This window comes from Geodermatophilus sp. SYSU D01036, assembly GCF_054050435.1.
Map to the genome: position 1 here is coordinate 15,454 of NZ_JBJGZJ010000038.1, position 12,491 is coordinate 27,944.

Annotated in this window: 11 protein-coding genes; 5 read left to right on the plus strand and 6 right to left on the minus strand. The window is 75.8% G+C overall.

Annotated elements, in window-relative coordinates:
- Positions 1–58: 58 nt before the first annotated feature.
- The 4 genes from ACI8AR_RS22585 (at position 59) to ACI8AR_RS22600 (ending at position 4,517) form a co-directional block, all read left to right on the plus strand.
- Positions 59–1,462, plus strand: a complete 1,404-nt coding sequence (locus tag ACI8AR_RS22585) for a glycosyltransferase 87 family protein (RefSeq protein ID WP_457052987.1) — start codon at positions 59–61, stop codon at positions 1,460–1,462.
- Between the two features lie 145 nt (positions 1,463–1,607).
- Positions 1,608–2,813 (plus strand): 5-(carboxyamino)imidazole ribonucleotide synthase, encoded by a 1,206-nt coding sequence (locus ACI8AR_RS22590; protein ID WP_457052988.1) that lies wholly within the window; start codon positions 1,608–1,610, stop codon positions 2,811–2,813.
- The gene (gene purE, locus ACI8AR_RS22595) at positions 2,814–3,338 is read left to right on the plus strand and encodes a 5-(carboxyamino)imidazole ribonucleotide mutase (protein WP_457052989.1); all 525 of its coding nucleotides are present in this window, start codon (positions 2,814–2,816) and stop codon (positions 3,336–3,338) included.
- A gap of 9 nt (positions 3,339–3,347) precedes the next feature.
- Positions 3,348–4,517 carry an acyl-CoA dehydrogenase family protein gene (locus ACI8AR_RS22600; protein ID WP_457052990.1) on the plus strand — a complete coding sequence of 390 codons (1,170 nt, stop codon included), beginning with the start codon at positions 3,348–3,350 and terminating at the stop codon, positions 4,515–4,517.
- A gap of 19 nt (positions 4,518–4,536) precedes the next feature.
- On the opposite strand, the gene ACI8AR_RS22605 is transcribed toward ACI8AR_RS22600, so the two are convergent.
- Together ACI8AR_RS22605 and ACI8AR_RS22610 are read right to left on the minus strand one after the other, a co-directional pair.
- Positions 4,537–5,178: a methyltransferase domain-containing protein gene (locus ACI8AR_RS22605; RefSeq protein WP_457052991.1), complete on the minus strand. Its 642-nt coding sequence runs from the start codon at positions 5,176–5,178 to the stop codon at positions 4,537–4,539.
- Positions 5,179–5,250: 72 nt separating this feature from the next.
- Entirely contained in the window at positions 5,251–5,757 is a 507-nt protein-coding gene (locus ACI8AR_RS22610; RefSeq protein ID WP_457052992.1) for a GNAT family N-acetyltransferase, read from the minus strand.
- 172 nt (positions 5,758–5,929) lie between these two features.
- On the opposite strand from ACI8AR_RS22610, the gene ACI8AR_RS22615 reads away from it, so the two are divergent.
- Positions 5,930–6,742: an alpha/beta fold hydrolase gene (locus ACI8AR_RS22615; RefSeq protein WP_457052993.1), complete on the plus strand. Its 813-nt coding sequence runs from the start codon at positions 5,930–5,932 to the stop codon at positions 6,740–6,742.
- A gap of 19 nt (positions 6,743–6,761) precedes the next feature.
- Here ACI8AR_RS22615 and ACI8AR_RS22620 read toward each other — a convergent pair whose 3' ends face one another.
- The 4 genes from ACI8AR_RS22620 to ACI8AR_RS22635 form a co-directional block, all read right to left on the minus strand.
- Entirely contained in the window at positions 6,762–8,096 is a 1,335-nt protein-coding gene (locus ACI8AR_RS22620) for a lipopolysaccharide biosynthesis protein (RefSeq protein WP_457052994.1), read from the minus strand.
- Positions 8,093–9,235 (minus strand): glycosyltransferase family 4 protein, encoded by a 1,143-nt coding sequence (locus ACI8AR_RS22625; protein ID WP_457052995.1) that lies wholly within the window; start codon positions 9,233–9,235, stop codon positions 8,093–8,095. Before ACI8AR_RS22625 ends, ACI8AR_RS22620 begins: the two co-directional genes overlap by 4 nt.
- Before the next feature lie 225 nt (positions 9,236–9,460).
- Positions 9,461–11,773: an LGFP repeat-containing protein gene (locus ACI8AR_RS22630; protein WP_457052996.1), complete on the minus strand. Its 2,313-nt coding sequence runs from the start codon at positions 11,771–11,773 to the stop codon at positions 9,461–9,463.
- Positions 11,770–12,345 carry a hypothetical protein gene (locus tag ACI8AR_RS22635; protein ID WP_457052997.1) on the minus strand — a complete coding sequence of 192 codons (576 nt, stop codon included), beginning with the start codon at positions 12,343–12,345 and terminating at the stop codon, positions 11,770–11,772. Before ACI8AR_RS22635 ends, ACI8AR_RS22630 begins: the two co-directional genes overlap by 4 nt.
- Positions 12,346–12,491: the final 146 nt, after the last annotated feature.

Consider the following 12,491-nt stretch of genomic DNA (forward strand, 5'->3'; position numbering starts at 1 on the left):
GCGCGATCGACTCGGACACCGACTCGGACACGAGGTGGGGCGACGACGAGGTGGGGCGATGACTGAGTCGGGCGACACGAGCGGCACCGTGCACGCGGACCCGGCGTCGCCCAGGCGGCGGATGTGGGACGCGCGGTACGGCACATGGTGGGCCCTCGGCCCGATCGTGCTGGTCGTCGCTCTCGCGGCGCTGGTGCCCACGACGGTGGCGCACCCCGGACGGTTCTGGACGAACCAGGACTTCCACGTGTACCACGCCTTCGGACAGGCCGTCCGCGACGGCCTGTCCGTCTACGGCCCCGTCCCGGGCACCTCCATGCCCTTCACCTACCCGCCCTTCGCCGCCCACGTGCTCAGCGTCTTCTCGTACCTCGCGCTCCCGGCGGCCGAGGTCGCGATGCTCGCCGTGTCGTTGTCCTGCCTGGTGGGGATCTGCTCGATGGTGCTGGCGTGGGCGGGTGCGCGGGCCCAGGTCCGATGGGGACTGGCCACGGCCGTCGCCGGGGCTGCGCTCTGGGTCGAGCCGGTGCAGTGCAACCTGCTGCTGGGGCAGATCAACCTCGTGATCTGTGCGCTGGTGGTCCACGACCTCACCCGCCCCCGGGGCAGCCGGTGGGTCGGTGTGGGCGTCGGCCTCGCCGCGGGCCTGAAGTTGACCTCTGGGCTGTTCCTGGTCCACTTCCTGGTCACTCGTCAGTTCCGGGCCTTCTGGACCGGTGTGGCGACCTTCGCCGCCACCGTGGCCGTGGGTGCTGTCCTCGCGCCCCGGGACTCCCTGACGTTCTGGACCGGTGGCTTCGCCGGGACCGGGCGCATCTCCGAGGTCACCCCTCTGAGCTTCGCCGCCAACCAGTCCCTCAACGGCTTCGCGGTCCGCATCCTCGGGCAGGACGGTGGTCCGCGGGTGACGGTCCTCTGGCTGCTGCTCGCCGTGCCGGTCCTGGTGGCCGGCCTCCACGTGGCGCGGCTCGCGCACCGTCGTGGTGACGACCTGCTCGCGCTCGCCTGTCTCGGTGTGACCTCGGTCCTCGTCTCGCCGGTGTCCTGGTCGCACCACTGGGTGTGGGTCCTGGTCGCCGGCATCGCCCTGGTCCGGTCGCTCGCCGTCTCGTCGCTCGCCTCCTCCCGGCGGGCGCTGCTGGTGGCCGGCGCCTCGGCGTCGGTCGCCCTGCTCGTCTTCTTCACGTGGCCGGGCGACCGGCAGGGGATCCCGCAGCCGACCGGCCTCATCTGGTTACAGCCGTGGGACCCCTTCCCCTGGGGGGCGCGGCCGGAGTTCGACTGGACGCCGCTGCAGGTCGTGGCGGGCAACGCCTACGTCTGGGTCGGCCTGCTGGTGCTCGTGGCCGCACACGTCCTGGTGCGCGCCGGGGCACGGGCGCCAGGGGCGGACGACCCCGGTGGTGACGGGAACCGGTGTCCGTCCCGCACCACGCCGACGGGGGATCGGAGGCGGTGGTGACCGGCTCCGGACCCTGCTGACGTCCGGTGAGGCGGCATGGACGCCGCCGTGACCGGCCGCGAGCCGCCGCAGGGAGTGGGCGGCCCGGCGGCGGCCACGGGGCTCGGCAGACGGGTCCGAGTCGGCTCGCTAGCCTCCCAGGACGATGAGCGGCGTCCTCGATCCCCGTACGGGCCTGCCCGTCGTCGCCATGGTGGGCGGCGGCCAGCTGGCCCGGATGACCCACCAGGCCGCGATCGCGCTCGGCCAGTCGCTGCGCGTGCTGTCCACCGGGCCGGACGAGTCCGCGGCGCTGGTCGCGGCCGACGTCCGGACCGGCGACCACCGCGACCTCGACGCGCTGCGCGCCGCGGCCGAGGGCGCCACCGTGCTCACCTTCGACCACGAGCACGTGCCCACCGAGCACCTGCGGACGCTGGCCGCCGAGGGCGTCCGCGTCGCCCCCGGCCCCGACGCGCTGGTCCACGCACAGGACAAGCTCGTCCTGCGCCGCGCCCTGGCCGCCGCCGGGGAGCCCCAGCCGTCGTGGACGGACGCGCGCACGGTGCACGAGGTGACCGCGTTCGCCGAGGAGGTCGGCTGGCCGGTCGTCGTGAAGGCCCCGCGCGGCGGCTACGACGGCCGGGGCGTCTTCGTCGTCCGCGGGCCCGACGAGGTGGCCGAGCTGCTCGAGGCGCACGGCACCCTGCTGGTCGAGGAGCGGGTCCCGCTGGTCCGCGAGCTCGCGGTGCTGGTGGCCCGCTCGCCGTTCGGCCAGGTCGCCGTCTGGCCGGTCGTGGAGACCGTGCAGCGCGACGGCATCAACACCGAGGTCCTCGCCCCCGCCCCCGGCCTCGACGAGGCGACCGCGCTGGCCGCGCAGGAGCTCGCCGTCCGGGTCGCCGACCGGGTCGGCGTCGTCGGCGTCATGGCCGTCGAGCTGTTCCAGGCCCCTGACGGCGTGCTGGTCAACGAGCTGGCGATGCGCCCGCACAACTCCGGGCACTGGACGATCGAGGGCGCGCGCACCAGCCAGTTCGAGCAGCACCTGCGCGCCGTCCTCGACTACCCGCTCGGGTCGACGGCGATGGCCGCGCCCGCCGTCGTCATGGCCAACGTGCTGGGCGGCCGCGCGTCGGAGCCGGGCTGGGACGGGCCGGGCCTCGACGAGCGCGTCCACCACCTCATGGCGCACTGGCCCGACGTCAAGCTGCACTGGTACGGCAAGGGCCAGCGCCCCGGCCGCAAGCTCGGCCACGTGACGGCGCTGGGGGAGGACCTCGCGGAGGTGCGCGCCCGCGCCGTCGCCGCGGCCCGCTACCTCGCCGACGGCGTGGTCGACCCCGCGTTCGCCTTCCCCGAGGAGCACTGAGTGAGCGAGCCCCTGGTCGGCATCGTGATGGGCAGCGACTCGGACTGGCCCACGATGGAGCCGGCCGCGGAGGCGCTCGCGGAGTTCGGCGTCCCGTACGAGGTGCACGTCCTGTCCGCGCACCGCACGCCGCAGCGGATGCTCGACTACGCCGGCTCGGCGGCCGGGCGCGGGCTGCGGGTGCTGGTCGCCGGCGCCGGGGGAGCGGCGCACCTGCCGGGCATGCTCGCCGCGGCCACCCCGCTGCCGGTGGTCGGCGTGCCGCGGCCGCTGGACCGCCTCGACGGCCTGGACAGCCTGCTGTCGATCGTGCAGATGCCCGCGGGCGTCCCGGTCGCCACGGTGTCGATCGGGGGCGGCCGCAACGCCGGCCTGCTCGCGGTGCGCATCCTCGCCGCGGCCGACCCGGGGCTGCGGGCCGCCGTCGAGCGGTTCCAGGCCGACCTCGCCGACTCCGTCGTCGCCCGCGACGCGGCGCTGCGGGCCCGGCTGACCGGCGACGGCGGATCTGCTGGGACGTCCTAGCATCTACCCGTGAGTACGAGCGGGCTGTACCAGCTGACCGAGGAGCACGACGCGATCCGGGCCGCGGTCCGCGACATCGCCGAACGCGAGATCGCCCCGTACGCCGCGGACGTCGACGCGAACTCCCGCTTCCCGATCGAGGCGCAGAAGGCGCTGACGGCGGCCGGCTTCCACGCCACGCACATCCCCGAGCAGTACGGCGGCGAGGGCGCGGACGCGATCGCCACCTGCATCGTCATCGAGGAGGTCGCCCGGGTCGACGTCTCGGCGTCGCTCATCCCGGCGGTCAACAAGCTCGGCTCGATGCCCGTCATCCTCTCGGCGTCCGAACGCCTCAAGCAGGAGGTCCTGCCGTCGATCGCCGAGGGCCGGGCGATGATCAGCTACGGCCTGTCCGAGCGCGAGGCCGGCTCCGACGCCGCCTCGATGAAGACCCGCGCCCGGCTCGAGGGCGACACCTGGGTGCTCAACGGCACCAAGGCCTGGATCACCAACTCCGGCGTCTCCGAGTGGTACACGGTCATGGCCGTCACCGACCCGGAGAAGCGGGCCAACGGCATCTCCGCCTTCGTCGTCCACCGCGACGACCCGGGCTTCGCGGTGGGCCCCAAGGAGCGGAAGATGGGCATCAAGGGCTCGCCGACCTGCGAGCTCTACTTCACCGACTGCGCCATCCCGGCCGACCGCATCATCGGCGAGCCCGGCACCGGCTTCAAGACCGCGCTGCGGACGCTGGACTTCACCCGCCCGACCATCGGCGCGCAGGCCGTGGGCGTCGCGCAGGGCGCGCTCGACGCCGCCGTGGAGTACACCCGCGAGCGGAAGCAGTTCGGCAAGGCCGTCAGCGACTTCCAGGGCGTGCAGTTCATGCTCGCCGACATGGCCATGCAGGTCGAGGCCGCCCGCCACCTGGTCTACGTCGCCGCCGCCCGCGGCGAGGCGGGCCACTCCGGCGGCAAGGTGGACCCCAACCTCGGCCGGCTGTGCGCCGCCGCCAAGGCGTTCGCCTCCGACGTCGCCATGAAGGTCACCACCGACGCCGTCCAGCTCTTCGGCGGCGCCGGCTACACGCAGGACTTCCCCGTCGAGCGCATGATGCGCGACGCCAAGATCACCCAGATCTACGAGGGCACCAACCAGGTCCAGCGCATGGTGATCGCCCGCAGCCTGCTGCGGTAGGCCGCCCGCCGGTCCGTGCTCACCGGGCTGCGTGAGCGACGCGCCACACCACGCCGCGGTGCACGACGGCGGGGCGCAGTCCGTGCTCGGCGAGGACGGCCAGCATCGCCGCCGGCGGGTGCGCGAACGTCCGGAAGCGGCGCCCGCGCAGGCGGAAGGACGCGTTCTCGGTGAGCAGGAGCGCCCGGGTGGCCGGGTTGCGCGGGGGGAAGCTGAACACCAGGTCACGGCGGGCGTGGTCGGCGGCGGCACCCAGGAGCCGCCGGTGGTCGGGGTAGCAGCAGACCACCCGGTGCAGGACCACGACGTCGGCCGGCTCGACCCCGGCCGGGTCGGCGGCGACGTCGGCCAGGCGGCGGTGCACCCGGCCGGTCAGGCCGGCCTCCTCGACCAGCGCCGCGGCCTGGTCCTCGTAGCCGGGCGAGAGCTCGAGGGTGGTCACCGACGCCGCGCCGCGTCGCAGCAGCTCGAGGCCGATCTCGCCGATCCCGCCGCCGATCTCCAGCACCGTCGCGCCGCGCACGCCGCGCTCGGTCAGCAGGTCCACCATCCGGCGGGCCGTCCGGTCCAGGCCCTTCGCCCGGTAGCGGGCGGCCATCCGCCGGGCGAACCGGTCGTCGAACACCCGCTCGCAGCCGCGGGGGTCGCAGCAGCCGCCCATGCGGGCACCCTGCCACCGGCGCCGGGCCGACCGGGACCGTCCGCGCGCGGGGAGCGGGGCGGGCGCCCGTCGTCACGTGCCGGGGAGGCGCAGCTCCATGCAGGTGAGGTCCGCGCGGGCGTCCCAGGAGGGGACCGGCACGAAGCCGGCGCGCTCGTAGACGGCGATCGCCGCCGTCCTCCAGCGCCAGACGGACAACCGGACCACGCCCGCGCCCTCCGCCCCCGCCTCCGCGACCGCGGCGTCCACCAGGGCCCGCCCCACCCCGCGGCCCCTCGCCGCGGGCCCCACCCACAGGCGCCGGACCTCCGACGTGCCCTCCGCGACCGGGGAGACGACGACGCACCCGCAGCCGGCGCCGCCCACCGCCGCGGTCAGCACCGTGGCGGAGGCGAGGGCGCGAACGGGGTCGGCGACCTCGTCCCGGTAGCGCGGCGGCAACTCGTCCACCGACACGACGGCGGCGCCCTTCTCGGCCTCGGTGGCGAGGTGGTAGGCGGCGAGCATCCCCGCCAGCTCACGGACGGAGGCGGCGTCCCCGCGGTCCCAGCGGGCGAGGACGAGGTCGTCGACGGGCACGGCCGATCGTGGCAGCCGTCCCGCGCGTCCCGGACAGCGCCGGGGACCTGCCCGTGACGGCGCGCCGTCCCCGGGGGCGGGAACCGTCCACCGGCTGCCACGGCGCGCGACGATGGCAGCTCCCAGCCCGGGCCGGGAGCCGTCCGGCCCCATGCAGCGGAGGGCCGGACCGATGGGCGCAGCGGTGCGAGCGGGCGACGTCAGGCTGTGGGTCGAGCAGCGGGGGAGCGGGCCCGACGTCCTGCTCGTCAACGGCGGCGGCGACCCGCTCGAGGCCTGGTCGGCCCAGCTCGACGGGCTGTCCGACCGCTACCGGCTGATCGCCTTCGACAACCGTGACGTCGGCCGCTCCACCCGCCCGGACCTCGCCTACACGGTGGCCGACCTCGCCGACGACGCGGCCGGCGTGCTGCTGGAGTGCGGCGCCGGCCCCGCGCACGTCGTCGGCTACTCCGGCGGCGGCGTGATCGCGCAGGAGCTGGCCCTGCGGCACCCGGACGCCGTCCGCAGCCTCGTGCTGGTCGGCACCTGGTGCCGCCCGGACGTCCGCTGGCACCACGTGGTCGGGTCCTGGCTCTGGATGGCCGAGCGGGCGCCGAGCGAGCGGGCGTTCCTCGAGGCGTTCTCCGCCTGGGCGTACACCCACCGCGCCCACGAGGACGGGCGGGTCGACCGGACGATCGAGGCCGCGCTGGCCTTCCCGTACCCGCAGTCCAGCGAGTCCTTCCAGCGCTTCGCCGACGCCTTCTGGGACCACGCGACCCTCGACCGGCTGCCCCGGATCGCCGTCCCGACGCTGGTGATGACCGGCAGCGCCGACACCATCGCCCCACCGGACTACGGCCGGGCGGTGGCCCAGGCCATCCCGGGGGCGCGCTTCGAGCTGATCGAGGACCAGGCGCACGCGCCGTTCGAGGAGGCGCCCGAGGAGTTCAACCGCCGGCTCGACGCCTTCTGGCGCGAGGTCCCGGGACTTCCGCACTGACCTCGGTGCCTTCGGCCGATCAGGTCGACGCCGTCCTGCGCGCGGCCGCCGCGCGCAGGACCATGCGGACGGTGCCGTGCGGTGAGGCCACCTCGTGGACCAGCGTCGTGACGCCGATGACGACGGCCGACGCGGCGATGACCGCCTCCGGTGAGCCGTGCCAGAGCGCGAGCACCGCACCGTGGGCCAGGGCGGCGACCAGCAACAGCACCGGGAAGGACCGGGAGCTGCGGGCGATGGCCAGCGTCAGGTGCACGTACAGCAGCGACGCCAGCGTCATCACCAGTGACAGCGGCACCATGAGGCGAGCGGCGTCGGCGAACTCCGGTCCGAACGTGGCTGCGAGCAGCGAGGCGGGCACGAGGGCCAGCGCGCCCGTGATGGCCAGCCCGGTGACCGCGGTGACCCCCATGGTCAGCAGCACCGGGCGGATGGGCTCCCGGCCGCGCGCGAGGTCGGCGGCGACCCGGGGCAGCAGCACCATGGTCAGGGCGGCGGGCGCGTACAGGGAGACCTTGCCCATCAGCGCGGCGGCCGCGTAGACGCCGGCGACCTCCGGGGCGAGGGCCGCCTTCGAGACGAGCTGGTCCAGGTTGGTCAGGCTGGCGAAGGCCAGCAGCGCCACGATCGAGGTCCCCGGCGAGAACCGGGCGGTCCCGGGGGCGGGACGGGCGGCCCGGCGCAGCGGACCGGCGAGCAGCAGCAACCCGATCACCGTGGCGGCGACCATCGCCCAGACCGCACCCGACAGTCCGATCAGCAGGACGCAGATCGGCAGGAGCGCGGTCCGCAGTGCCCCGAGCGGTCCGGCCAGGACGAGGGCCACCCGCCCGAAGGCGCCCAGCCCCTGCAGGACGCCGGTGCCCACCAGCAGCACGCCACCCAACGGGATCCACAACGCCGCGACGGCGGCCAGGGTCCAGGTCGAGAGGTCCAGCCAGGCCGTGAGCAGCGGCCCGACGGCGAGCAGGGCCAGGGTGGCCCCGAGCGTTCCCCAGCCGCTGCCCCGGGCCAGCGTGCGCACCAGCGCCGACAGCCCGGCGGCGTCCCCCTGGCCCGCCAGCCGGGCGGCGTCGCGTGCCGCAGCGGCCTGCACCCCGTTGAGCGGCTGGAAGCAGATGAGCGAGTACGCGATGAGGGCGCTGACCTCGGCGAACTGCGCTGCCCCGAGCATCCGGGCCGCCACGACGTAGAACAGGTAGTTGCCCGCGTGACCGACCATCGAGGCGGCCAGCACGGTCAGGCCCGAGCGGACGTCACCGCCTGACTCCGGGGCGGCCTGCGGCACGGGCGAGGCGGCGTCCGGCGCGGGCGCGGAGGGCCCACCGCCCGCTGCGGTCGGAGAGGCACTCACGGAGCGGACTCCCGCACGTCCTCGGTGCGGACCACTCCGGCGGCGCGGCGCAGGGACTCGGCCGTCCGGCGGGCCGCGGTCTCCCACGAGAAGCGCCCCGCCCGCTCCCGCCCCGCGGCGGCGAGGCCCTCGCGCTGCGCCGGGTCGGCGAGCAGGCCCTGCACCGCGGCGGCGAAGGCGCCGGCGTCGCGCGGGGTCACGTACCGCGCCGCCTCGCCGCCCACCTCGCGCAGCACGGGGATGTCCGAGGCGAGCACCGGGCAGCCGCGCTGCATCGCCTCCAGGACGGGCAGGCCGAAGCCCTCGAACAACGAGGGGCAGACGTAGAGGTCGGCCCGGGCGAACAACGCCTCGAGCTCGCCGCGGGCGACCCAGCCGAGCAGGACGACGTCGTCCTCCAGGCCCAGTTCGGCCACCAGCGGGCGCAGCGGGTCGTCGCCCTGGCTGCCGGTGACCACCAGCAGCGGCCGCCCGCCGGCGGGCAGCTCCGCCCAGGCCCGCAGCAGCGTCGGGAAGTCCTTGTGGGGGAGCCGGTTGCCGGTGCTCAGCACCAGCGGCCGGCCGGTGTCGGGCACGGCGGCCGGGAGACGGTCGTCGGGACCCAGCGGTGCGGGCCGGCCCGCGGCCAGCGGGACGACGTCGACCCGGTCGGGGCCGAGGCCGACGAACTCGGCGATGTCGGCGGCCGAGGCCTGCGAGTCGGTGACCACGCGGGTGGCGGCGCGGGCGGCCCGGCGGCTGAGCGCACCGACCGGGCGGCCGAGCGGTCCCGCGAGGTCGGGCAGCCGGAAGGAGAGGAGGTCGTGCACGGTCAGCACGGTGGGCAGCACCCGCACCGCGGGACCGAAGTTGGCGGGGGAGTGCAGCACGTCCGCTCCCAGCCGCCGGGCGACCGGGCCGACGACGACGCTCTCGGCGACCGCCCACGCGATCCGGTTGCGGCCGGACACGGGGATGCGCCGCACGTCGCCGGGGAACCAGTCGAGGGGGAGGTCGGTCCCGGCGTTCACCAGCGCCGTGAACCGCAGGTCGGGGGCGACGGCCGGCATCGCGCGGTACAGCTCGCGCGCGTAGGTCTCGGTCCCGCCGCGCTGACCCGTCAGGTGCATGAGGTCCACCGCGACGTGGGTGGTCGTCATGCCCTGCGGGTCCTGGCCGGTCGGTGCAGTGCCATCTTGGTGGAAACCTCGCTCTGGTCGGCACGGAGCGGCGGCCTGGGCGGCTGGTGTGTGTGGAGCGGCGGACCACGCCGGGGAGCCGCCCGGGCGCCGATGGGCGGCGCAGGGCCTCACCGAGGGTACCCGGACGTGCACGGTGCCGGGGTCCGCGCGCGGCGGTCCCCGGCACCGGGCCGGCCGTGGGGCTCACCGCCGGGTGATCACCTGCGTCCGCGCGTCCCACTGCAGGGTGCCGCCCTGGAACTGCTGGGTACAGCCGGCGGAGGTGCAGCTCATGTCGCCGGTCGGGTAGCCCAGCGGGCCGTCGGCGCGCCCCTCGCTCACCCAGGTCGCGCCGAAGCCGCCGGAGACCGCGTGCGCCCCGGTGGCGGCCGACCAGGCGATCTCGCCGCCGGCGAACCGCTGGGTGCAGCCGCCGTCACGTTGACCGCAGGCGGTGGTGCCCGTCGGGTAGCCGAGGAGCCCGTTCTCCCAGCCGGTGGCCGCCCACGCGTCACGGACCGGACCCCAGGACGCCCAGGCGCCGGTGGCGGGGGACCAGTAGGCCGAGCCGCCGGTCATGTGCTGGGCACAGCCGCCGTCGCGCAGGCCGCAGACCATGTCCATGGTCGGGTACCCGAGCTGGCCGTCGGCTCCGCCCGTCGAGGTCCAGACCGCGGCGATGCCGCCGGACAGCGCCCGCGTGCCGGTGCCCGGGGACCAGGTCAGCTGGGCGTACTGGAAGGGCTGGGTGCACCCGCCGCCGGCGTGTCCGCAGGTCATCGCCGCGGTCGGGTAGCCGAAGGAGCTCCGGTCGCGCCCGCTCGCCGTCCAGGCTGCCAGGATGCCGCCGGACATGGCTGCGGTACCGGACTGGGGGCTCCAGGTCACCAGCCCGCCCTGGAACTGCTGGCTGCAGCCGCTGCGGGTGAGCCCGCAGGCCATGGCGCCGGTCGGGTAGCCGAGGGGGCCGGACTGGCCGCCGCCTGCCGCCCACAGCGCGCCGACCCCACCGGAGACCACACGTCCGCCGGTGGCCGACGTCCACGTCACCGAGCCGTACTGGAAGTCCTGCCGGCACCCGCCGCCGGCCAGGCCGCAGACGACGTCCGCCGTCGGGTAGCCGACCGGGCCGTCCTGCCAGCCGCTGGCGGCCCAGGTCTCCCGGACCACACCGGTGGACAGGCTCACGCCGGTGCTCGCCGTCCAGTACAGCGAGCCGCCCTGGAAGTGCTGGGCACACCCGCCCTGGCGCAGCCCGCAGACCAGGTCGCTGACCGGGTAGCCGAGGGCGCCGTCCTGCCAGCCGCGGGCGGCCCACGAGTCGCGCACGGCGCCGTGGGTGGAGTGCGCGCCGGTCGCCGGGCTCCAGTAGACCGACCCGCCCTGGAAGTGCTGCGCGCAGCCGCCGTCCCGCTGGCCGCAGGCGGTGTCCATGATCGGGTAGCCGAGCGGCCCGCTCTGCCATCCCCGGGCGGCCCACAGGTCGCGGACCGCGCCCAGCACCGCCCGGGCGCCGGTCGCCTGCGTCCAGTAGACCGACCCGCCCTGGAAGTGCTGCGCGCAGCCGCCCTGCTCCAGGCCGCAGACCATCCGCGTCACGGGCTGGCCGAGGACGCCCTTCGCGCCACCGAGTGCGTTCCACGTCGCGGCGATGCCGCCGGAGACGTAGGGGACGGTGCTCGAGCCGAACCAGTCGTTGAAGTACAGCCAGAAGTTGCGGTTGCCGTACGCCGCACAGGCATCGTCGGCCGCTCGGTAGCCGGCGGCGAGGGCGGCGGCGGTGGGCTGGTAGGGCGTGTAGTTGTACAGGCCGGCGGTCGCCTGGTTGGCGATGTAGACCTGGGAGCCTCCGCACGCGGCGTTCGGTGAGTAGCGGACGAAGTTCACCTCGCCCGCCACGTGCGCGTAGCCGTCGGGGTTGGCCGCGTACCGCTGGAACTGCCGGGCCGCGCCGTACACCTGGTTGAAGAACCCGTAGTAGGCGGCGTCGCAGGCGGCGGTGTCCGGACAGCCCATGCCGGCGGCGCTCTTGTAGCGGTTGGCCCACAGCGTCGAGCCGTCGTTGGTCACCAGCGACTGCTCCTTCTGGATCAGGACCAGCAGCACCTGCGGGTTGACGCCGCAGGCCGTGGCGACCTTCGCGATGATCGCCGCGGCGCTCTCGCGGGCGGCGCCGGTGTACGTGCCCCGGCACAGTGAGTCGGCGTTGCGGGTGTAGGTGTCCTGCACGAAGTCCTTCAGGCACGGGGTGCCGTCGGAGCCGGCGCGGCAGGACGCGCCCTTGGCGTTGATGAAGGAGGCCACGGCGCCTGCGTCCATCGACGTGGAGTCGAAGAAGACGTCGTCGCTGATGATGTTGCCCGGGTCGAACTGGCTGACGTCGGCGGTCTCGACCAGCTGCGGGGTGGCCGGGGAGCCGGCCGGCAGCGCGCCGGCGCCCACGACCAGCAGCGCCGCGCAGCAGACGGCGGAGACGACCAGCCCGAGCAGGCGGGAGGACAGGCGCGCGGCGCTCACGGCACGACCACCGCGGTGGCGTCCGAGGTGGCCCGGCCGGCCCCGGACGCGTAGCCGAGCACCGCCTGCCAGGTGCCGGCCGTCAGCCGCGGGTCGGTGACGCGGATCTGCCCGCAGGAGGTGGTGCTCGCGTCGGCGAGGCCCTCGGAGGTGGCGGTGAGGACCGTCGCGCCGCTGGTGAGGGTCAGCGTGCAGGTGCCGCCGTCCTCCACGGCGCCGGACACGTACCCCGCGGCCCGCACCGCGGCGCGGCCGGCGTCCCAGGAGACGGCGGTCAGGACCGCCTGCAGGGCGGTGTCCCCCGACGTCGGAGGCGCGTCGGTGGCGACCTCCTCGGGGGCCGGCGGGGTCACCACGGCCACGGGGGACCCGGCACCGCCGCCCGGGGGAGGTGGGGACGACGGGACGGACGGGGAGGCCGTCGCCGTGGCCCTACCGGCCGGAGCCGCGGTGATCGAGGGCACGCTCGTCGCCGTGCCGGTCGCCGGCGCCGGCCCCTCGCCCGAGCGGGGGGCGACCAGGACGGCGCCGACGATCGCGGCGGCCGCCAGGACGCCCAGGACGGCGAGCACCAGCACCGTACGGCGACGGCGGACTCGGGACACGGGACCTCACAGGCGTTGCTCGTGGCGACCCGCGGGTCGCGCCGGGGGGGTCGGGGGGGGGGGGGCGGTCCGGGGGCCCCCCCCGCCGCCGGGGCCCCGCAGCGGGCCGTGCC